The following is a 20,435-nucleotide window of genomic DNA, read 5'->3' on the forward strand; positions in this document are numbered from 1 at the left end:
AGACAGCAATGGTCCAACGTACCCCCGCGCCCGGCGACCTGGAGGCTATCGAGCGCGCCAGCAGGGACGAACTGCAGGCGCTGCAACTGCAGCGCATGAAATGGTCGCTGCGGCACGCCTATGACAACGTGCCGCACTACCGCGCCGCCTTCGACGCCGCCGGCGTCCACCCGGACGACCTGAAGACGCTGGCCGACCTGGCCAAGTTCCCCTTCAGCGACAAGAAAACCCTGCGCGACAACTACCCGTTCGGCCTGTTCGCCGTGCCGCGCGAGCAGGTGGTGCGCATCCACGGCTCCAGCGGCACCACCGGCAAGGCCACCGTGGTCGGCTACACGCAGAACGACATCAACACCTGGGCCGAGGTGGTGGCGCGCTCGATTCGCGCCGCCGGCGGGCGCGCCGGCGACATGGTGCACATCTCCTACGGCTACGGCCTGTTCACCGGCGGCCTGGGCGCGCACTACGGCGCCGAGCGCCTCGGCTGCACGGTGATCCCGATGTCGGGCGGCCAGACCGAGAAACAGGTCCAGCTGATCTGCGACTTCAAGCCGGACATCATCATGGTGACGCCCTCGTACATGCTCAACATCATCGAGGAGTTTTCGCGCCAGGGCATGGACCCGGCCGAATCGTCGCTGAAGGTCGGCATCTTCGGCGCCGAGCCGTGGACCGACGCCATGCGCGCCGAAATCGAAACGCGGGCCGGCATCGACGCCCTCGACATCTACGGCCTGTCCGAGGTGATGGGGCCGGGCGTGGCCAGCGAATGCATCGAGAGCAAGGACGGCCCGGTCATCTGGGAAGACCATTTCTACCCGGAGATCATCGACCCCGACACCGGCGAAGTGCTGCCGGACGGCGCGGAGGGCGAATTGGTGTTCACCTCGCTGACGAAGGAGGCGCTGCCGGTGATACGCTACCGCACGCGCGACCTGACGCGGCTGCTGCCGCCGACTGCGCGGGCGATGCGCCGCATCGGCAAGATCACCGGCCGCTCCGACGACATGCTGATCATCCGCGGCGTCAACGTGTTCCCGTCGCAGATCGAGGAGCTGATCCTGAAGATGCCGAAGCTGGCGCCGCATTACCAGCTGGTGGTGTCGCGCGAGGGCCACCTCGACAAGCTCGACGTCATCGGCGAACTGCGCGCCGAAGTCTCCGGCAAGATGACGGAGTTCGACACCGAGGCGCTGGCGCGCGAGCTGGGCCACCAGATCAAGACCTATGTCGGCGTGACGACGCGGGTGCGCCTGCTGGCGGCCGGCAGCATCGAACGCACGCTGACGGGCAAGGCCAGGCGCGTCGTCGACAAGCGCCCGAAAAACCCCGGCTGAGCCGCAAACAGTGCGCGAAGCCGCGGCGCCGCCCGGGTTCGCCAGCAACCACGCATGGAGAAAATAACGTGAACGAAGCCTTTATCTGCGACGCAGTGCGCACCCCGTTCGGCCGCTACGGCGGCGCCCTGGCCGGCGTGCGCGCCGACGACCTCGGCGCGCTGCCGATCGCCGCGCTGATGGCGCGCCATCCCGGCGTCGACTGGGCCGCCGTCGACGACGTCTTCTACGGCTGCGCCAACCAGGCCGGCGAAGACAACCGCAACGTCGGCCGCATGGCCGCGCTGCTGGCCGGCCTGCCGGTCGAGGTCCCGGCCAACACCATTAACCGCCTGTGCGGCTCCAGCATGGATGCCGTCGGCATGGCCGCGCGCGCCATCAAGGCCGGCGAAGCGGGCCTGATCATCGCCGGCGGCGTCGAAAGCATGACGCGCGCGCCCTTCGTCATGGGCAAGGCCGACAGCGCCTTTTCGCGCGCGGCGAAGATCGAGGACAGCACGCTGGGCTGGCGTTTCGTCAACGCCGCGATGAAGGCGCAGTACGGCATCGACACGATGCCGGAAACGGCCGAGAACGTGGCCGCGCAGTTCGGCATCAGCCGCGCCGACCAGGACGCGCTGGCGCTGCGCAGCCAGCAGCGCTGGGCCGCCGCCAACGCGGCCGGCGTGTTCGCCGGGGAAATCGTGCCGGTGTCGCTGGCGCAGAAGAAGGGCGAGCCGAAAATCGTCGGCGCCGACGAGCATCCGCGCCCCGACACCTCGCTGGAGATGCTGGCCAGGCTGAAGGGCGTGGTGCGCCCGGACGGCACGGTCACGGCCGGCAACGCCTCGGGCCTGAACGACGGCGCCTGCGCGATCCTGCTGGCCTCCGGCGCCGCCGCCGAAAAATACCAGCTGAGGCCGCGCGCCCGCGTGCTGGGCATGGCGACGGCCGGGCTGGCGCCGCGCATCATGGGCTTCGGCCCGTCGCCGGCGACGCGCAAGGTGCTGGCGCAGACCGGCCTGAGCATCGCCCAGATGGACGTCATCGAACTCAACGAAGCCTTCGCGGCGCAGGCGCTGGCCGTCACGCGCGACCTCGGCCTGGCCGACGACGCCGCCCACGTCAACCCGAACGGCGGCGCCATCGCCATCGGCCATCCGCTGGGCGCGTCCGGCGCGCGCCTGGTGATGGCGGCGCTGAACCAGCTGGAGCGTAGCGGCGGGCGCTACGCGCTGTGCACGATGTGCATCGGCGTCGGCCAGGGCATCGCGCTGGTCATCGAACGTATCTAAAAAAAAGCCGCAGCCATAGCGGCCCCGCATCCTATTGTTGTGCAACCGGGGAGACAAGCTTGTTATCGATTATCCTGAAGAAGACCGTCATTGCCGCCGCGCTGTGCTGCGCCGGCGCCGCCTGCGCCGCCGAGAACATCAAGATCGGCTCGGTGCTGTCCGTTTCCGGCCCGGCCGCCTTCCTCGGCGACCCGGAGCTGAAGACGCTGCAGATGTACATCGAGAAGATCAACGCCGAGGGTGGCGTGCTGGGCCGCAAGCTGGAGCTGGTGCATTACGACGACGGCAGCGACGCGGCCAAGGCGAACGGCTTCGCCAAGCGCCTGATCGAGTCCGACAAGGTCGACGTGCTGATCGGCGGCACCACCACCGGCGCGACGATGGCGATGGCGCCGCTGGTCGACAAGGCCAGCCTGCCGTTCATCTCGCTGGCGGGCGCGGTGGTCATCGTCGACCCGGTCAAGAAATGGGTCTTCAAGACGCCGCACACCGACCGCATGGCGGCCGAGAAGGTGTTCGAGGATATGAAGAAGCGCGGCATCAGCAAGGTCGGCCTGCTGTCCGAGACGAGCGGCTTCGGCGCCTCGGGGCGCAAGGAGTCGCAGGCGGTCGCCGCCAAGTACGGCATCACCTTCGTCGCCGACGAAACCTACGGCCCGAAAGACACCGACATCACCGCCCAGCTGACGCGCATCAAGGGCACGGCCGGCGTGCAGGCCGTGTTCGTCTTCGGTTTGGGGCAGGGGCCGGCCGTCGCCACCAAGAACTACGGCCAGCTGGGCATGGGCGCGCTGCCGCTGTACCAGTCGCACGGCGTGGCGTCGGACGAGTACATCAAGCTGTCGGGGAAATCGGCCGAAGGCGTGCGCCTGCCGACGCCGGCGCTGCTGATCGGCGCGATGCTGCCGGCGGCCGACGCGCAAAAGGCCATCGTCACCGGCTACGACAAGCAGTACAAGGAACGCTACAAGATCGACCCGTCGACCTTCGGCGGCTATGCGCTGGACGCGCTGAACCTGTCGGTGGACGCCATCAGGCGCGCCGGCTCCACCGACAAGGAAAAAGTGCGCGGCGCGCTGGAGCAGACCAGGGGCTTTGTCGGCACCACCGGCGTGTTCAACATGACGCCGGCGAACCACATGGGCCTGGACCTGTCGGCCTTCCGCATGGTCGAGGTGAAAAACGGCGAATGGGCGCTGCTGAAGTAGAGGCGGCGCGCAAACAAGGGCCGGAGGCGGCCGTGCCTGGCCAATTTTTGTCGTTCCCGCACTCGGGAATGCGCGCCGGTCCGGCCTGCGCGCAGGGAAGCGTCGCCGGACCTGAATTGTCGAATCAGGCCCGGGTGCGGAGCGCCCATCCGGGCGCCGAATTGGAGAAGAAATATGGTTAAAGTGTACGAAATCAACGGCGTCACGCCGGTGGTCCACCCCAGCGCCTACGTGCACCCGAGCGCGGTGCTGATCGGCGACGTCATCATCGGGCCGCGCTGCTACGTCGGCCCGCTGGCCTCGATCCGCGGCGACTTCGGCCGCCTGATCCTGGAGGAGGGCGCCAACCTGCAGGACACCTGCGTGATGCACGGCTTCCCCGGTTGCGACACGGTGGTCGAAGTCGACGGCCACATCGGCCACGGCGCCGTGCTGCACGGCTGCCGCATCGGCCGCAACGCGCTGGTCGGCATGAACGCGGTGGTGATGGACAACGCCGTCATCGGCGCGGAGTGCGTGGTCGCCGCGATGAGCTTCGTCAAGGCCGGCATGCTCGTGCCGCCGCGCAGCATGGTGGTCGGCGCGCCGGCGCGGGTGACGCGCGCGCTGAGCGACGAAGAAATCAAATGGAAAAGCGGCGGCACCGCCCAGTACCACGAACTGGCGGTGCGCTCGATGCGCAGCATGCGCGAGGTCGAGGCGCTCAGCGAGGTCGAGGCCGGCCGCAAGCGCATCGACTGGGAATCGTCGCTGCCGCTGCACCTGCATAAAAACGCCTCGGCTTAAAGCCTTCCGGAAGCAACTGCCGACTACTCACCTTACCTCTATCCTGGAGATTTTTGATGGCCCAAGTATCCACCCTGCAAAGCTTGATCGGCGGCCGCTGGCTCGGCGCCGCCGCCGCCGTGCCGCTGCACAGCGCGCTCAACAACAGCCTGATCTACCATACCCACGCCGAGTCCATCGACTTCGACGAGGCCGTCACCTACGCCCGCAAGACCGGCGTGCCGGGCCTGATGGCGCTCGACTTCCAGCAGCGCGCCGCGCGCCTGAAGGCGCTGGCGCTGTACCTGGTCGAACGCAAGGAAGAGCTGTACGCGATCTCGCACCTGAGCGGCGCCACGCGCGCCGACAGCTGGGTCGACATCGAGGGCGGCACCGGCACGCTGTTCGCCTACGCCAGCATGGGCAGCAACGAGCTGCCCTCGTCGAACGTGCTGCACGAAGGCCCGGCCATCGCGCTGGGCAAGAAGGGCGGCTTCGCCGGCACCCACATCCTGGTGCCGCGCGGCGGCCTGGCGGTGCACATCAACGCCTTCAACTTCCCCATCTGGGGCCTGCTGGAAAAATTCGCGCCGAGCTTCCTGGCCGCCATGCCCTGCATCGCCAAGCCGGCCACCGCGACGTCCTACCTGACCGAAGCCGTGGTGCGCATGATGCACGGCTCCGGCCTGCTGCCGGAGGGCAGCCTGCAACTGGTGATCGGCGGCACCGGCGACCTGCTCGACCGCCTCAACGGCCAGGACGTCGTCACCTTCACGGGCTCGGCCGCCACCGCCGCCAAGCTGCGCAGCAACCGCAACCTGGTCGAGCACGCGATCCCCTTCAACGGCGAGGCCGATTCGCTCAATTGCGCGATCCTGGCGCCGGACGTCAAGCCGGACGACGCCGAGTTCGAGCTGTTCATCAAGGAAGTGGCGCGCGAGATGACCGGCAAGTCCGGGCAGAAGTGCACGGCGATCCGCCGCATCATCGTGCCGCAGAATATGCTCGACGCCGTCGGCGCGCGCCTGCGCGAGCGCCTGGCGAAAGTCACCGTCGGTGACCCGTCCATCGAGGGCGTGCGCATGGGCGCGCTGGCCTCCAAGGAGCAGCAGCGCGACGTCGCCGAGCGCGTCGCCATGCTGGCGCGCGGCAACGAGGTGCTGTACGGCGCCGCCGACGGCTTCGCGCCGCTGGGCGAGGGCGCCGCCGACGGCTGCTTCTTCAGCCCGACGCTGCTGATGTGCCGCGACGCGCTGAGGAACGACGCGGTGCACGACGTCGAAGCCTTCGGCCCCGTCAGCACGCTGATGCCCTACGGCGACATCGACGAGGCGCTGGCGCTGGCGGCGCGCGGCAAGGGCAGCCTGGTCAGCACGCTGGTGACGCGCGATCCGAAGATCGCCGCCCACGCGGTGCCGGTGGCGGCCGCGCTGCACGGCCGCGTCCACATCCTCGACCGCGAGGCGGCCGTCGACTCGACCGGCCACGGCTCGCCGCTGCCGCAGCTCAAGCACGGCGGGCCGGGCCGCGCCGGCGGCGGCGAGGAGCTGGGCGGCGTGCGCGCCGTGCGCCACTACCTGCAGCGCGCCGCCATCCAGGGCTCGCCGACGATGCTGGCGGCCGTCACCGGCGAATACGTGCGCGGCGCCGCCGTCAAGGAAAGCCCGCTGCACCCCTTCCGCAAACACTTCGAGGACCTGGAAACGGGCGACTCGCTGCTGACGCACCGGCGCACCGTCAGCGAGGCCGACATCACGGCCTTCGGCGGCATCTCGGGCGACTTCTTCTATATGCACTTCGACGAAATCGCGGCGCGGCAATCGCAGTTCGGCAAGCGCATCGCGCACGGCTACTTCGTGCTGTCGGCGGCGGCCGGCCTGTTCGTCTCGCCCGGCGTCGGCCCGGTGCTGGCCAACTACGGCCTGGACAACCTGCGCTTCGTCAAGCCGGTCGGCATCGGCGACACCATCCGCGCGCGCCTGACCTGCAAGCGCAAGGTCGACCGCAACCGCAAGGACGTGTTCGGCGTCGGCCAGGGCGTGGTGGCCTGGGACGTGCAGGTCACCAACCAGGACGAGGAGCTGGTGGCCAGTTACGACATCCTGACGCTGGTGTCGAAGCGCGAATGAAGCATGGCCGTGTCGGCTGTTCCCGGCCCTTGCCGGGCGGCCGACACGACACGCTGACAGTAACAACAAGTTTGATTGTATTGCTATTCTTATTAGAAATTTCCCTCTAAAAACGGCTATTTTCTGCCCCAAAAACAACGAAACACCTGTTTTTAGCCCTAATATTTTCCAGCGGCAATATTTTTACCTGTAGCATTCCAGGCTCCGAGGTAGCGCACATCCTGCGCAAACACAGTGGCCGGCCCAAACCGGCGCCGGCGCCCACCAGTGACCTCGAACCGATATCCCACATTGAGTCACACACGCTACGGGTAGAACTATGAAAAAACGCTTTTTAGTCACTTTGCTCACCATGCCGCTGGCGCTCGCCAACGCCTTCGCCGACGAGGGCGGGCCGACCGTCAAGTTCAGCGGCTACGGCACGGCCGCGCTGACGCGGAGCAACACCGACGAGGCCCAATTCGCCCGTCCGAACCAGTCCACCGGCGCCGCCAAGAGCGCGCGCTTCGGCATCGACTCGAACCTCGGCCTGCAGGCCAGCGTGACCGCCAACGACACCTTCTCCTTCACCGCCCAGACGCTGGTGCGCAAGGACGGCGTCGACGACTTCCGCCCCGAGCTGGCATGGGCCTTCGCCAAGGCCAAGCTGTCGGACGAGTTCAGCGTGCGCGTCGGCCGCATGGGCCTGCCCGTCTTCATGATCTCCGACTACCGCAACGTCGGCTACGCCAACACCATGCTGCGTCCGCCTGGCGAGGTGTACTCGCAAGTGCCGATGAACGGCATCGACGGCATCGACGCCACCTACCAGCGCAGCTTCGGCGACACCAACGTCACGGCGCAACTGGCGCTGGGCCGCACCCGCGCCACGCTGGCCACCGGCCCGGACACGCGCGTGCACATGGAAGCGAAAAACATCTCGGCCCTGAACTTGGTGGCCGAACACGGCCCGCTGACCTTGCGCTTCGGCCGCGCCGACACCAAGATCACGGTGGCCGACTCCGTGTCGCTGAACGGCCTCGACGCGGCTCTGCGCGCCACCGGCGCCGGCTACGGCTTCCCGCAACTGGCCACGCTGGCCGACAACTTGGCGGTGAAGAATAAAAAAGCCTCGTTCACCTCGCTGGGCCTGGCGCTGGACTGGAACAATATCCTGGTGCAGTCCGAGTACGCCAAGCGCAAGACCGACAGCTACATCAACGACACCACGTCCTGGTATCTGATGGCCGGCTACCGCATCGGCAAATTCCTGCCCTACTACAGCCACGCCAACCTGAAGGTCGACAGCATCGTCGCCAACACCGTGCCGGCGTCCTGCCCGGCCGGCTACCCGGCCGCCTGCACGCCGACCCTGCGCGTTCTGTCCGGCGCCGTGAACAGCGTGTCGAGCACCGGCACCCAGGGCGAGCAGTCGACCGACAGCATCGGCCTGCGCTGGGACTTCCACCGCTCGGCGGCGCTGAAGCTGCAGATCGACCGCATCAAGCCGAAGAACGGCCAGGGCCTGCTGCTGCAGCCGGCCGCCGGCTTCAAAGGCCCGGTGACGGTTGGCGCGATTGCCATCGATTTCGTATTCTAAGGACGAGCACATGAAGACAACTATGAAAGCGCTCGTTCTGGCGGGCGCGGTATTTGCTGTGGCGGCGCCGGCGCTGGCCGAGGTGGTGGTGGTGGTGAATCCGAAGAGCGCCAGCGGCGCGATGACGAACGAGCAGGTGTCGCAGTTCTTCCTCGGCAAATCGACGGCGATGACGCCGATCGACCAGCCGGAAAGCGCGCCCATCCGCGCCGAGTTCTACAAAAAGGTGACGGACAAGGAGCCGTCGCAGGCGAAGGCCCTGTGGTCGAAGCTGGTCTTTACCGGCAAGGCGACCCAGCCGAAGGAAGTGGCCAACAGCGCCGACGTGAAAAAGGCCGTCGCGGCCGATCCGAAAGCCATCGGCTACATGGAAAAAAGCGCCGTCGACGCCACCGTGAAGGTTGTGTTGACCGCGCCGTAAGGCTACATTGAATGATGTGCCCGAGGCCCGTATCGCCAGACCCCGGTCTGGCGCTGCGGGCCTTGTGACATGGCGAAAAGAAGAATCCCGATACAGGAGACGGCAATGAGCATCAAACGCAAGATATGGGCACTACCGGTCATCTCGACCATCATCTTCGGCCTGGGTCTTGCGGGCAGCGCTTATCTGGCCACTTCCGCGCTGGACTCGATCCGCACCACGGAAAGCGTCGACTACCCGGTGCTGGACACGGCCAAGTCGCTGACGCTGGACATCGGCGCGGTCGGCGACGGCCTGCGCGACGCCGTCAGCGAGGGCGACAAGAACCGCGTCGGCCAGGTCGGCGAGCAGGCCAACAAGCTGCGCGCCAAGCTGGCCAAGTTCGGCGAGATCCCCGGCCAGCGCGAGGCGGGCGCGCGCCTGGGCAAGGAATTCGACGCCTACTACGCGCCGGCGCTGAGCGCGGCGCGCATCATGCTGGAACTGGAGCAGGGCGACCCGCAGGCGACGGTGGCGCGCATGCAGGCGGCGCTGACGGTGCTCAACGCCGACCTGGCAAAAACCAACGAGGCGGCGCAGCAGCAGTTCAAGGCCGGCATCGCCCGCAGCGAGGCCAGCGTGCGCAACGTGCTCACCACCAGCATCCTGGTGGCGCTGGTGGTCATCGTCAGCCTGGCGCTGGTGTCCTATTTCGTCGTCCAGGCCATCTGGCAGCAGCTCGGCGGCGAGCCGGAGTACGCGCGCGAAATCGCCCGCGCCGTCGCCGACGGCGACCTGTCGATGGACATCGCGACCGATCCGAAGGACCGCGGCAGCCTGCTGGTGGCGCTGAAGGACATGCGCGACAAGCTGGGCAATATGGTTGCCGAGATCAAGGTGTCGGCCGAAACGATCAAACTGGCCAGCTCGGAAATCGCCAGCGGCAACGCCGACCTGGCCTCGCGCACGGAATCCCAGGCGGGCAGTCTGGACCAGACGGCGCGCTCGATGGAAAGCCTGACCAACACCGTGCGCGAGAACGCCCACAACGCCACCGAGGCGAACGAGCTGGTGGTGACGGCGTCCAACGTCGCCATCAAGGGCGGCAAGGTGGTCAATCAGGTCGTCACGACGATGGGCGAGATCAACGACTCGGCCAAGAAAATCGTCGACATCATCGGCGTCATCGACAGCATCGCCTTCCAGACCAATATCCTGGCGCTGAACGCGGCCGTGGAAGCGGCGCGCGCCGGCGAGCAGGGGTGCGGTTTCGCCGTGGTCGCCTCCGAGGTGCGCAACCTGGCGCAGCGCAGCGCCGGCGCCGCCAAGGAAATCAAGGAACTGATCGGCGACTCGGTGGCCAAGGTCAACGTCGGCTCGCGCCTGGTCGACGAGGCCGGCATGACGATGGGGCAGATCGTCGACTCGGTGAAGAAGGTGGCTGACATCATGGCCGAGATCAGCGCCGCCAGCCAGGCGCAGAACACCGGCATCGCCAACATCGGCGACGCCATCGGCAGCATGGACGAGATGACGCAGCAGAATTCGGCGCTGGTCGAACAGGCGTCGGCGGCGGCCGAATCGCTGCGCGAGCAGGCCGACCAGCTCAGCGGCGCGCTGGCCGTCTTCAAGCTGGAGCGGGGCGCGGCGCGCGCGCCAGGGACGCTGGCGCTGGGCGGCTAAGGCCCGCCCAGCCGGCGCAAACAAAAACGGCGGCGCGCAGACAGCGGCTGCCGTTTTTGTTTATCGCCTTGCCGGCCGCCGCCTATTTCTGCAGCCCGAACGGGTCGTCGATGCTGTGGGCCGGCTCGGTGAACCACTTCGGCCCCTGCTCCGTCATGTAGAAATGGTCCTCGTGGCGTATGCCGAATTCGCCCGGCACGCAGATCATCGGCTCGTTCGAGAAGCACATGCCGACGTCCAGCGGCGTGCTGTCGCCGCCGACCAGGTAGGGCCATTCGTGGATGTCGAGGCCGATGCCGTGGCCGGTGCGGTGCGGCAGTCCGGGCAGCGCGTAGCCGGGGCCGTAGCCGTCCGCCTCCAGCGAGGCCCGCGCCGCGCGGTCGACGTCCTGGCACGGCACGCCCAGTTGCGCGGCGCGGAAGGCGGCCAGTTGCGCCGCCTTTTCGCTGTTCCACACGGCGCGCTGGCGGGCGCTGGGCTCGCCGAACACATAGGTGCGGGTGATGTCGGAAATGTAGTTCATCAGCTGGCAGCCGGTGTCGATCAGCACCACGTCGCCGCGCTTGAGCGTCTGCACATAGCTGACGCCGTGCGGGTAGGCGCTGGCCTCGCCGAACAGCACGATGCAGAAATAGGAGCGCGGCGCGCCGACCTTGCGGTGCGCGCGCTGGATGAACTCCTCCACCTCGACGCTGCTGACGCCCTCGTACAGCATGCTGGCGGTGGCGACGTGCACGGCCAGCGTCATGTCCTTGACCCTTTGCATCAGCGCGATTTCGGCGGCGGACTTCCTGCTGCGGCAGTGGGCGGTGACGCCGCGGGCGTTTTCCAGCGCGTAGCCGGCCGCCAGCGGGCGGATGCCGTCGTAGATGAAGAAGGCGGCGCTTTCGCAGATGCCGATGCGCGGCGGCCGCGCCGCGTCGGGCGCGATGCCCATGCGCGCCAGCGTGGCGACGAACAGCTGGTAGGGGCTCTCGTGCTCCTGCCAGCAATTGACGCGGCCTTCGACCAGCATGAAGTCGCGCAGCGTGCTCTCCTCGAACGCCGGGGCGAGGTATTCGAGGGCGCCGCTGGCGGGCAGGATCGCGCCGACCATGCGCTCGCTGGCATACCATTTGGTGCCGGTGAAATAGGTCAGGTTGGCGCCCGCGTTCAGGTAAATCGCGGCGATGCCCTGTTCGCGCATATAGGCTTGCGCCTTGCCGATGCGTTGAAGGTGTTCGGCCTTGCCGATGGCGACCATGCCGGCCGTCATGTCCGATAGCGAGGCCAGCGCCTCGTCGATTGATTTTCCGCCTATGCCCATGCCGCCTCCTGTGAATGTGGGCGCGATGATAGCAGCTCGCGGCGGCGCCGGCTTGTGGTTTCGGCGGCCCGCGCGCGCCGATTTCTCCATAGGGGACAGACCACGATTTCCGGGAAATATTTCCCGGAAATCGTGGTCTGTCCCCGGCTGTTCACGGCGCGCCGCCCGGCTGCGCCGTGAACAGCTCGGGCGGGTAGGTGAAGAGCCAGTCGGCGTAGCGTTTTTTGTGGCGCAGGCCGTCGTCGTCGTCGTCGAAGTTGTCCTGTTTGATCGGCGTGCGCCCCGACAGCGAGCGCACGCCGACGATGCGCCCTTGCTGCATCACCAGCCCCCATTCGGCCTGGCCGGTGGTCGGGTCGGTGTAGAGCCGGCGCAGGTGGCGCTTCGGGTTCGGGAAGCGCGGGTCTTTCAGCAGTTCCTCCAGCGTCTGCGGGTATTGGTGCTGGCCGTTGGCGCCGTTGATTTCGAAGTAGCGGCCGATGGCGCGGCGGAATTCGTGGCCGATGAAGATCAGTTCGCGTTCCTGGTCGCGCCGCGCGGCGGTGGCGTACAGGTCGGCGCCGATGGCCAGGCCGGCGCCCATCAGGGCCACCAGGGCCAGCGTCCACAGGTAGGCGAAGCCGCCCGCGCGCCGCCGCGCCATCTCAGAGTTGCCCGTATGGGGTGCCGTCGCGCGCCTTGCCCTTGGCGCCGCTGCGGATGTCGGCCACGCCCGGTTTGTCGCTGTCGGGCGAGGCCAGCAGTTGCCAGGTGTTGGCCGACTCCGTCACCGGGTCCACCGGCACGGCGCGGAAGTAGCGCTGCGTGACCAGGTCGGCCAGCGCCGGCGGGTATTCGCCCTTGTCGGCGTAGAATTTGTCGATGCCGCCGCGCAGTAGCCTGAGGTTTTCCTTGAGCGCGATTTCCTTGGATTTTTCCACCGAGCCGAAGTAGCGCGGCAGGGCGATCGTCAGCAGCAGGGCGATGATGGCCAGCACGACCAGCAGTTCGACCAGGGTGAAGCCGCCGCGCGGTTTGTGTCGCATCGGTTTCACCATTGTTTCAGCGGCACGCCGTTCAGGCCCACCAGCTGCGAGCGCGAGGCGACGTCGAACACGTCCTCTCCTTCGCTGGGGTTGTCGGGCGGCGAGGCGTAGGCGCGCCTGGCCCAGGTTTCGGCCGCGCTGCCCTCGTTCGGCTGGAAGGGGTCGCGTGGCAGCTTGCGCAGGAAGTAGATGTTTTGCTTTTTCGCGCTGCGCTGGTCCGGCACGCCCTCCACCAGTTCGTCGAGTTTTTTCGGGTAGCCGGAGGCGCCTATGCCCAGCTTGATGCGGCCATTGTCGGCGGCGCGCTTGTAGGCGTCGAGCGCCTCGCGGATCTGTATCAGCGCGTTGCGCAGCTCGCGCTCGCGCTCGCGCTGCAGCGCCACCTGGGCCAGCGGCGCCGCCACCAGCGCCAGCGTGGCCATGATCGCCAGCGTGATCATCAGTTCGATGAAGGTGAAGCCGCGCCGGCGTTTCACTGGCCGCCCTTCTTGGTCGCTCCCGGCGACGCTCCGGGCGCTGCGGTTTTTTCGGCCGGCGCCTGCGCCTGCGCCGGGGCGGGGGTGTCGTCGCCGCCCGTCATCGGCGAGTTGAGGCGCGCCGGCGCCACTTCCGGCGGCGCGCCGCCGCCGATGCCGGCCAGCGGCGCGCGCGCGCCCGCCGTGGTTTCCGTGCCGGAGTTGAATTCGGCTGTCAGCAGGTCGGGGCGGCGGATGCTGCGCACGATGCGCGGCGTGATCGACAGCACGATTTCGCTGCGCGAGGCGTCGTCCTTGCGGCTGCCGAACAGGCGGCCCAGCAGCGGCAGCTCGCCGACGCCGGGCAGCTTGTAGGCGTTGCTGCGGTCCTCGTCGTTGATCAGGCCGGCCAGCACCTGGTTTTCGCCGTCGCGCAGGCGCAGCACGGTGTTGGCCGTGCGCGTGCCGATCTGGTAGGCCAGCGTGCCCGATTTGCTGGTGACGTCCTTGACCACGTTGCTCACTTCAAGGTTGATCTTGATGGCCACCTCGTTGTCGAGGTAGATGTTGGGTTCGACTTCGAGCTTGATGCCGACGTCGACGTAGTTGACGCTGTCCGAGCTGACGCCGTTGTTGGTGGTGACGGTGATGACGGGCACGCGGTCGCCGATCAGTATCTTGGCTTTTTCCTTGTTGCGCACGCGGATGCGCGGGTTCGCCAGGAGGTTGCTGTCGGTGTCGGTCTTGTTGGCGTGGAGGGTGACGTCGCTGATGCCGAGGTTGATGTTTGCGCCGTTGATGCGGCGCAGGTCGGCCACCTTCAGCCCCGTCACGCCGTTCAGGCCGGCGCCGCTGCCGGCCAGGCTCAGCGCGGCCTTCTCGGGCCAGCGCACGCCCAGTTCCAGCAGGCGCGAGCGCTTCACTTCCAGCACCTCGACTTCCAGCATCACCTCGGGGTCGGCCAGGTCCTGCACGGCGATCAGGCGCTCGGCCATGCGCAGCATTTCCGGCGTGTCGCGCATCATGATGATGCCGAGGCGCTCGTCGGTGACCACGTCCTTGGCCTTGAGCAGGGTCTTGATCGTGAACGAGACGTTTTTCACGTCGGCATTGGCGAGGAAGAAGGAGCGCACCATCAACTGCTGGTAGTCCTTCACCTTTTGCGGCGTGTTCGGATAGATCGTCACCGACTTCTCGTTGGCCACGCTCTGTTCCAGCTGGTTCGCGCTCAGCAGCAGGCCGATGGCTTCCTCGATGCTGGTGTCGCGCACGGAGATGGTGGCGCGGATGTTCGGGTCGACCTCCTTGTCGAAGACGAAGTTCAGGCCCGACACCTTGCTGATGAAGTCGAACACGGAGCGCAGCGGCGCGTCGCGGAATTCCAGCGTGACGGGTTTGCGGTAGGCGGCCGCCAGCTTGCCGGCGGCGGGGCGTTGTTTCGCCTGCTCGTCGCCGATGCGGCTTTTCAGGTTCAGGGCCTCGCGCTGGGCCGGCTGCTCCAGCAGCACCAGCCGCAGCATTTCCTGGGCCTGCGCCAGGCTGGCGTCGCCGCCGCGCTGGTAGGCGGCCTCCGCCTCGGCCACCATCTGCAGGTGGCGGCGCTCCAGCGCCAGCGCCGCCAGGCCTTGCCGGGCGACGCTGTTGCCCGGATCGATCGCCAGCGCCTGCTGGTAAGCCTGCTCGGCCTCGGCAAGATTGCCCTGCTGGCGCATGGCGTCGGCGCGGCCGTTGGCGGCGTTCACCAGGCGCATCCTGCGGTTCGTCAGCGTGATGCGGAATTGCGCGTTGCCAGGTTCCGCCTGCACGGCCTGTTCCAGTTTGGCCAAGCCCTGCTCAAGCTTGCCCTCGTCGAGCAGGGCGTTGCCTTCCATGAAGGTCCGATTGCCGGCGCAGGCGCCCAGCAGCGCGCTCAGGGCCAGCAGGCTCAGGCGGGCGATTGCGGTTCGATTCAATTCATGTCCCCTACGACTAAGGCTTGCTGTTGATTGAGCGGCAGATAGGTGAAGTGCAGCGCGTCGCCGCTGACGCTGTCGAGGATGTAGTGCTCGTCGACTTTCTCGCCGACGCGGGCCACCACATTGCGTCCCTGCGCCTGCAGGAAGTAGGCGGCCCGGCCCTCGTCGACGAAGCGGCCGAGGAACTGGAAGGGCAGCGGCGGCGCGCCCGGCGCGGCGCCGGCGCCTTTCGCGGCCGGCTGGGCGGCGGCCTGGGCCAGCATGATTTTCTTCGGCGTCTCGGGCTGCCAGCTTTGCTTGGCGAAGACGTTGCCCAGGTCGCTGTCGTCGTGGCGCGGCTCGATGCGCAGGTCGGCGCCGGCCGGCGCGGCGGCGGCCGGCAAAACCGGCGCCGGCGCGGCCGCCCGCTCGCGCGTGGTGGCGGCGGCCGGCCCGACCACGCCGCCCTCCTCGTCGGGGGCGAAGTAGACGGCCAGCAGGGTGGCCGCGGCGGCCGCGCCAAGGACGATTTTCCTCATCGCCGCGGCTCCGGCTGTTTGACCAGCAGGACGAACTGGATGCGCGCCTCGACCTCGCCCGCCTCGATCTGCTCGCGCTTGAACAGCACCGATTCCAGCGTCAGCGTCGGCAGGGTTTGCAGCGCGCCGACGATGAAGCTCTGCACGCCGGCATATTCGGCCTTGACGGGCAGCGTGATCTGGTAGCGCAGGAAGCCGGCGTCCTGCTCGCTCTGCGCCTTGTATTCAGCCTTGGCCAGCGTGACGCCGTTTTTCTGCGCGACGCCGACCAGTTCCTTCAACTGCTCGGGGATGGCGTCGTGCGCAGGCAGGAAGGCGTAGAACGCGGCCACGCCGCCGGCCGCGCCGGCCGCGCCGGCCAGCGGCGCCGGCGCGGCGGCGGCCTTGCCGGCGGCCGCCAGTTGCGCGCCCAGCGCCCGCTGGCGCGCCTCCAGTTGCGGCGTCTGCTGCAGCGCCAGCGCGGCCAGCGCCAGGCCGGCGGCGCCGGCGGCGCCGGCCCAGCCGCTGCGGCGCCACAGCCGGCGCGCCTCCCAGGCCAGGCGCGGCCCCAGTTTGCCGGCGGCGCGCGCGGCCGGCATGGCGGCCGCGGTTTTTATTGCTGCCATTGGGCCTCCAGTTGAAAACGATAGGGGTGCTCGGGCGCGCCCGTGTGCATCTCATGCTTGAGCAGATACACCGACTTGAACAGCGTTTGCTGGTTCAGGAAGGCCAGGTAGTTGAGCATGTCCTGCGCCGTTTCCGCCTCGGCGGCGATCTTCAGGGCGCCGGACGGGCGGCCGCCCTCGTCGTTGTCGCCGTTCAGGTCCAGCCCCAGCAGCGCGACGCGGACGTCGCGCGGCGCCTGCACCGTCCTGATCAGCCGCGTCACCGGCAGGTTCAGGCGGCGCACGGCGTCGGCCACCCGTTTCAGCTGCGCGTCCTGTTCGCGCTGCAGCGCCGGCGCCAGCGGCGCCGCCGCCACCTGGCGCGGCTGCGCCTGCGCCAGTTGCGCCTCCAGGCGGCGCACGGTCTGGGCCTGCGCCAGCCAGTGGCCGGCGGCCGGCAGCAGCGCCAGCGCGCCGGCCGCCAGCAGCGCCAGGCGCCAGCCGTCGCAGCGGGCCGGGCGGCGGATGAAGTTCAGCTCGCTCAAGCCCATGCGGATTGCTCCAGCAGGCCGGCGGCGACGGGGGCGAAGGGCGCCGCCAGTTCGCCGGCGGGCGCGCCGCTCAGGTCGATGACGGCGACCCGCTCGACGGCGCCCAGCTCGGGCGCGCGCAGGCGCCAGCGCAGCCAGGCCCGCGCCAGTTCGGCGCGCCAGTCGGCGCCGCTGGCCTGGGCCTGCAGCGCGACGATGCGCCCGCCGCTGACGGCCGCCAGCACCAGGCGGCCCGCCTCGGCCACGGCGAAGGCTTGCGGGCGCGTCGCGGCGATGGCGCGCCAGGCCAGCGTCAGCACCGGTTCGATGGCGTCGCAGCGGTGGCCGTGCCCGGCGGCCAGCTGCCGCAGCGCCTGCGGCAGCGCGGCGTCGACGCCGCACACCAGGCGCGGCTGGCCGTAGGGCGCGTCGTCGCTGCCGATGTCCCAGGCGCGCGCGCCCTCGCCGTACAGGGCCGCCAACTGGCTGCGCAGATAGTGGCCGGCGCCCGGCTCCGCCAGCAGCGCCTCGCTCCAGGGCGCCAGCGCCATCTGGCACCAGCGGCTGGCCAGGCTGATTTCCAGGGGCTGGCCGGCGCCGGGCCGGTCCGGCCGGTGCAGCCAGGCGTCCAGGGCCTCCAGCGTCACCTGCCAGTGGCCGTCCGGATTGTCGACGGCGAGCCGCGCCGCGCTGCCGGGCACGGCGCGGCCGCCGCGCCGCAGCGCCCAGCCGAGCCGCTGCGGCGCCAGGTGCAGGCACAGCACCGGCGGGACGAGGCGCTCAATAAGTGACACGGTTCAGCTCCGTCAAGGTGGTTTCGCCCAGCCGCACCAGGTCCAGCGCGGCCTCGCGCGCCAGCCGGAAGCCCTGCGCCGCGGCCGCCTCCTTCATGCGGCTGACGGGGGCGCGCGTGCAGATCATTTCGCGCAGGGCGTCGTCCAGCATCAGCACCTCGGCGACGGCCTTGCGGCCCTTGTAGCCGGTGCCGCGGCAGTGGCCGCAGCCCTTGCCGGCCATGAAGCGCCAGCCGCCCACCCGGCCGGCGTCCAGGCCGCTGTCCTGCAGTTGCCGGGGCTCGGGCGCGACGTCGACGGCGCAGTGTTCGCAGTTGAGGCGCAGCAGGCGCTGGGCGACGATGCCGTTGAGCGCGGCGGCGAAGCTGTAGGGGTCCACGCCCATGTGCAGGAAGCGCCCGACGACGTCGAACACATTGTTGGCGTGCACGGTGGTGAAGACCAGGTGGCCCGTCAGCGAGGCTTGCACGGCGATCTGCGCCGTTTCGTCGTCGCGGATTTCGCCGATCATGATTTTGTCGGGGTCGTGGCGCAGGATGGAGCGCAAGCCGCGCGCGAAGGTCAGGCCCTTCTTTTCGTTGACGGGGATTTGCAGCACGCGCGGCAGCCGGTATTCGACCGGGTCTTCGATGGTGACGATCTTGTCGCGCCCCGTGTTGATCTCGGTGATGGCGGCGTACAGCGTGGTGGTCTTGCCGGAGCCGGTGGGCCCCGTCACCAGCAGCATGCCGTGCGGCTTGGCGGCGAGGCGGCGGATCTGCTCGATGGCGTCGCCGTTCAGGCCCAGGCTTTCCAGCCGCAGCGCCTGCGCCGCCTCGGTCAGCGCGCGCCGGTCGAGCAGGCGCAGCACGGCGTCCTCGCCGAAGATGTTCGGCATGATGGAGACGCGGAAGTCGATTTCGCTGCCCTTGACGCGCACCTTGAAGCGGCCGTCCTGGGGCACGCGGCGCTCGGCGATGTCGAGGTCGGCCATGACCTTGATGCGCGAGATGATCTGCTCGGCCATCGCCAGGCCCTGCACCTGGCCGGCCTGCACCAGCACGCCGTCGACGCGGTATTTGATGAGCAGGCTGGCGGCGTCGCATTCGAGGTGGATGTCGCTGGCCTGGAACTTGAGCGCGTCGTAGATCGTCGAATTGACCAGCTTGACCACCGGGCTGCTGTCTTCGCTGATGCGTATCAGCGAGATGTCCTCGATGCTCAGGTCCGGGTCGGGCAGGTCGGCGCCGTCCTGCGCCATCGCCTGCATGGCCTGCTGCACGCTTTCCTGCTGCGCCAGGTAGGCGGCCAGGTCGTCCGGGTGCGCCAGCGCCACCGTGAACGGCGCCTTGACGGCGAAGTCGGCCCACTGCAGCACGTCGTCGGCGAAGGGGTTGCCGATGACCAGCACCGGCGCCGCGCCGGCCGCCTCCATCAGCACGCAGTCGCGCTGGGCGCAGTCGGTGTAGGGCAGCAGCGCGAAGGCCGGGGCGGCGGCCTGCAGCTCGGCCATGCTCCAGGCCGGGTAGTGGAACAGCGCCGCCAGCTCGCGCGTGAACTGCTGCGGCGTCAGCCCGGCCGCCTCCTGCAGGGCCGCCAGCGCCGGCCGGCCCTGCGCCAGCGCTTCGGCGCGGGCGTGCTGCAGCGCGGCCGCCGTCAGCGGCTCCCTGGCGTGTTCGCGCGCGTTCACGACAGGCTCCCGGCCAGCTCGAAGATAGGCATATACATCAGCACGACGACGCCGCCGATGACGACGCCGATCAGCATCATCAGCAGCGGCTCCAGCAGGCGCGAGGCCCAGTCCACCCAGCGGGCGAATTCCTCGTCGTGGAACTTGGCCGAGCGCTCCAGCATGTCGCCGAGGCGGCCGGTGTTTTCGCCGACCCTCAGCAGCGACTGCGCCACCGGCGTGGCCAGCCCGTTCTGCTCCAGCGCGGCGGAAAAGGGCTGGCCCTCCTGCACGGCGCGGCGCGCCCGCGCCAGTTGCGCCTGCTGGGCCGGCAGCAGCATCGTCGCCACCATCGCCAGCGCCTTCGACAGCGCGATGCCGGCGTGCAGCAGCAGGCTGAGGGCGCGGTAAAAGCGCGCCAGGCGGAACTCGGCCGCCTTGGCCGACAGCACGGGCAGGCGCAGCACGGCCAGGATCAGGCGCCGGCGCGGCGCCGGCCTGGCAAGGATGAGGGCGGGCGCGGCGACGCCGGCGAGCAGGGCCGCCAGGCACAGCAGCGGATGCGCGGCCAGCGACTGGCCGAAGCCCAGCAGCATCTGCGACATCCACGGTATGTCGCGCCCCGAACTGGCGTAGACGACGCTGAACTTGGGCACGACGTAGCCGAGCAGGAACAGCGTGACGAGGGCGCCGACCAGCAGCAGCATGCTCGGGTAGATGGCCGCCGCCACCAGCTTTTTGCGGATGGCGTCGAATTGCAGTTGGTAGCCGACGTAGCGGGCCAGCGCCTCCGGCAGGTTGCCGGAGCGCTCGGCCGCGTGCACGGTGGCGACGTAGATGTCGGGGAAGATCGCCGGGAAGCCCGCCAGCGTGTCGGAAAAGCTCTTGCCCTGCTGTAGGGTCTGGACGATGGCGGCCAGCGTGGCGCGGGCGCCGCCGCGCTGCTCCTTGTTGTGCAGGGTCGCCAGCGCCTCGCTCAGGTTCAGGCCCGCCTCCAGCAGGGCCAGCAACTCCTGGCTGAACTGCAGCAGCGGCAGGGCCTGCTGGCGCGCGGCCCGGGCCGGCGCCGCCGCCGCGCCGGCGATGGCCAGCACGCGCCAGCCGTCGCGCGCGGCCGCGCGGATCGCCTCGGCCTCGCTGGCGGCGTCGACGGCGAGGGCGCGGCGCCCCGCCGTCCCCTGTACCTGGAGGTGGAACTGCATCGCCGCGTCAGGCGGGCACGCCCGCGGCGGTCGGGGCAAGGGG

At 69.0% G+C, this 20,435-nt stretch carries 19 protein-coding genes; 8 read left to right on the forward strand and 11 right to left on the reverse strand.

The window, feature by feature from the left end:
* Positions 1-8: 8 nt before the first annotated feature.
* The 8 genes from paaK (at position 9) to OIK44_RS13720 (ending at position 10,375) form a co-directional block, all read left to right on the forward strand.
* Positions 9-1,337 (forward strand): phenylacetate--CoA ligase PaaK, encoded by a 1,329-nt coding sequence (gene paaK / locus OIK44_RS13685; protein ID WP_273671336.1) that lies wholly within the window; start codon positions 9-11, stop codon positions 1,335-1,337.
* Positions 1,338-1,405: 68 nt separating this feature from the next.
* Positions 1,406-2,611 (forward strand): 3-oxoadipyl-CoA thiolase, encoded by a 1,206-nt coding sequence (pcaF, locus tag OIK44_RS13690; protein WP_273671338.1) that lies wholly within the window; start codon positions 1,406-1,408, stop codon positions 2,609-2,611.
* 59 nt (positions 2,612-2,670) lie between these two features.
* Positions 2,671-3,819, forward strand: coding sequence for an ABC transporter substrate-binding protein (locus OIK44_RS13695; RefSeq protein WP_273671340.1), 1,149 nt, complete (start codon positions 2,671-2,673; stop codon positions 3,817-3,819).
* 174 nt (positions 3,820-3,993) lie between these two features.
* The gene (paaY, locus tag OIK44_RS13700) at positions 3,994-4,605 is read left to right on the forward strand and encodes a phenylacetic acid degradation protein PaaY (RefSeq protein WP_273671341.1); all 612 of its coding nucleotides are present in this window, start codon (positions 3,994-3,996) and stop codon (positions 4,603-4,605) included.
* Between the two features lie 56 nt (positions 4,606-4,661).
* Positions 4,662-6,713 (forward strand): phenylacetic acid degradation bifunctional protein PaaZ, encoded by a 2,052-nt coding sequence (gene paaZ / locus OIK44_RS13705; protein ID WP_273671342.1) that lies wholly within the window; start codon positions 4,662-4,664, stop codon positions 6,711-6,713.
* A 319-nt stretch (positions 6,714-7,032) separates the two neighbouring features.
* Positions 7,033-8,292, forward strand: a complete 1,260-nt coding sequence (locus tag OIK44_RS13710) for a porin (protein WP_273671344.1) — start codon at positions 7,033-7,035, stop codon at positions 8,290-8,292.
* Positions 8,293-8,314: 22 nt separating this feature from the next.
* Positions 8,315-8,713, forward strand: coding sequence for a type 2 periplasmic-binding domain-containing protein (locus OIK44_RS13715; protein ID WP_273671345.1), 399 nt, complete (start codon positions 8,315-8,317; stop codon positions 8,711-8,713).
* Positions 8,714-8,818: 105 nt separating this feature from the next.
* Entirely contained in the window at positions 8,819-10,375 is a 1,557-nt protein-coding gene (locus tag OIK44_RS13720; RefSeq protein ID WP_273671346.1) for a methyl-accepting chemotaxis protein, read from the forward strand.
* A gap of 82 nt (positions 10,376-10,457) precedes the next feature.
* Here the strand turns inward: OIK44_RS13720 and OIK44_RS13725 are convergent, their stop codons facing one another.
* The 11 genes from OIK44_RS13725 to OIK44_RS13775 form a co-directional block, all read right to left on the reverse strand.
* On the reverse strand, positions 10,458-11,681 hold the full coding sequence (locus OIK44_RS13725) for a M24 family metallopeptidase (protein ID WP_273671347.1): 1,224 nt from the start codon (positions 11,679-11,681) through the stop codon (positions 10,458-10,460).
* Between the two features lie 151 nt (positions 11,682-11,832).
* Positions 11,833-12,324, reverse strand: a complete 492-nt coding sequence (locus OIK44_RS13730; protein WP_273671348.1) for a type II secretion system protein — start codon at positions 12,322-12,324, stop codon at positions 11,833-11,835.
* Position 12,325: 1 nt separating this feature from the next.
* Positions 12,326-12,706 carry a type IV pilin protein gene (locus OIK44_RS13735; protein ID WP_273671349.1) on the reverse strand — a complete coding sequence of 127 codons (381 nt, stop codon included), beginning with the start codon at positions 12,704-12,706 and terminating at the stop codon, positions 12,326-12,328.
* A 5-nt stretch (positions 12,707-12,711) separates the two neighbouring features.
* Positions 12,712-13,182 carry a type II secretion system protein gene (locus OIK44_RS13740; RefSeq protein ID WP_273671351.1) on the reverse strand — a complete coding sequence of 157 codons (471 nt, stop codon included), beginning with the start codon at positions 13,180-13,182 and terminating at the stop codon, positions 12,712-12,714.
* Positions 13,179-15,113 (reverse strand): tetratricopeptide repeat protein, encoded by a 1,935-nt coding sequence (locus tag OIK44_RS13745; RefSeq protein WP_273671352.1) that lies wholly within the window; start codon positions 15,111-15,113, stop codon positions 13,179-13,181. The genes OIK44_RS13740 and OIK44_RS13745 overlap by 4 nt, the downstream gene beginning before the upstream one ends.
* The gene (locus OIK44_RS13750) at positions 15,110-15,634 is read right to left on the reverse strand and encodes a hypothetical protein (protein WP_273671355.1); all 525 of its coding nucleotides are present in this window, start codon (positions 15,632-15,634) and stop codon (positions 15,110-15,112) included. Before OIK44_RS13750 ends, OIK44_RS13745 begins: the two co-directional genes overlap by 4 nt.
* Entirely contained in the window at positions 15,631-16,239 is a 609-nt protein-coding gene (locus OIK44_RS13755) for a hypothetical protein (protein ID WP_273671357.1), read from the reverse strand. Before OIK44_RS13755 ends, OIK44_RS13750 begins: the two co-directional genes overlap by 4 nt.
* A complete protein-coding gene (locus OIK44_RS13760; protein WP_273671359.1) occupies positions 16,227-16,769 on the reverse strand; it encodes a hypothetical protein in 543 nt (180 codons plus the stop codon). The genes OIK44_RS13755 and OIK44_RS13760 overlap by 13 nt, the downstream gene beginning before the upstream one ends.
* Positions 16,760-17,542 (reverse strand): hypothetical protein, encoded by a 783-nt coding sequence (locus OIK44_RS13765; protein ID WP_273671360.1) that lies wholly within the window; start codon positions 17,540-17,542, stop codon positions 16,760-16,762. Before OIK44_RS13765 ends, OIK44_RS13760 begins: the two co-directional genes overlap by 10 nt.
* Complete coding sequence (locus tag OIK44_RS13770) at positions 17,529-19,211, reverse strand: GspE/PulE family protein (RefSeq protein ID WP_273671361.1); 1,683 nt, start codon at positions 19,209-19,211, stop codon at positions 17,529-17,531. The genes OIK44_RS13765 and OIK44_RS13770 overlap by 14 nt, the downstream gene beginning before the upstream one ends.
* A complete protein-coding gene (locus OIK44_RS13775) occupies positions 19,208-20,392 on the reverse strand; it encodes a type II secretion system F family protein (RefSeq protein ID WP_273671363.1) in 1,185 nt (394 codons plus the stop codon). The genes OIK44_RS13770 and OIK44_RS13775 overlap by 4 nt, the downstream gene beginning before the upstream one ends.
* Between the last annotated feature and the right edge of the window lie 43 nt (positions 20,393-20,435).

Source organism: Janthinobacterium fluminis, from assembly GCF_028595325.1.
GTDB lineage: Bacteria > Pseudomonadota > Gammaproteobacteria > Burkholderiales > Burkholderiaceae_D > Janthinobacterium > Janthinobacterium fluminis.

Coding starts and splice junctions, on each gene's coding strand:
- OIK44_RS13715 (WP_273671345.1), top strand. CDS start 8,315: ATGAAAGCGCTCGTTCTGGCGGGCGCGGTATTTGCTGTGGCGGCGCCG.
- OIK44_RS13725 (WP_273671347.1), bottom strand. CDS start 11,681: ATGGGCATAGGCGGAAAATCAATCGACGAGGCGCTGGCCTCGCTATCG.
- paaK (WP_273671336.1), top strand. CDS start 9: ATGGTCCAACGTACCCCCGCGCCCGGCGACCTGGAGGCTATCGAGCGC.
- paaY (WP_273671341.1), top strand. CDS start 3,994: ATGGTTAAAGTGTACGAAATCAACGGCGTCACGCCGGTGGTCCACCCC.
- OIK44_RS13720 (WP_273671346.1), top strand. CDS start 8,819: ATGAGCATCAAACGCAAGATATGGGCACTACCGGTCATCTCGACCATC.
- paaZ (WP_273671342.1), top strand. CDS start 4,662: ATGGCCCAAGTATCCACCCTGCAAAGCTTGATCGGCGGCCGCTGGCTC.
- OIK44_RS13755 (WP_273671357.1), bottom strand. CDS start 16,239: ATGGCAGCAATAAAAACCGCGGCCGCCATGCCGGCCGCGCGCGCCGCC.
- OIK44_RS13760 (WP_273671359.1), bottom strand. CDS start 16,769: ATGGGCTTGAGCGAGCTGAACTTCATCCGCCGCCCGGCCCGCTGCGAC.
- OIK44_RS13735 (WP_273671349.1), bottom strand. CDS start 12,706: ATGCGACACAAACCGCGCGGCGGCTTCACCCTGGTCGAACTGCTGGTC.
- OIK44_RS13775 (WP_273671363.1), bottom strand. CDS start 20,392: ATGCAGTTCCACCTCCAGGTACAGGGGACGGCGGGGCGCCGCGCCCTC.
- OIK44_RS13750 (WP_273671355.1), bottom strand. CDS start 15,634: ATGAGGAAAATCGTCCTTGGCGCGGCCGCCGCGGCCACCCTGCTGGCC.
- OIK44_RS13710 (WP_273671344.1), top strand. CDS start 7,033: ATGAAAAAACGCTTTTTAGTCACTTTGCTCACCATGCCGCTGGCGCTC.
- OIK44_RS13730 (WP_273671348.1), bottom strand. CDS start 12,324: ATGGCGCGGCGGCGCGCGGGCGGCTTCGCCTACCTGTGGACGCTGGCC.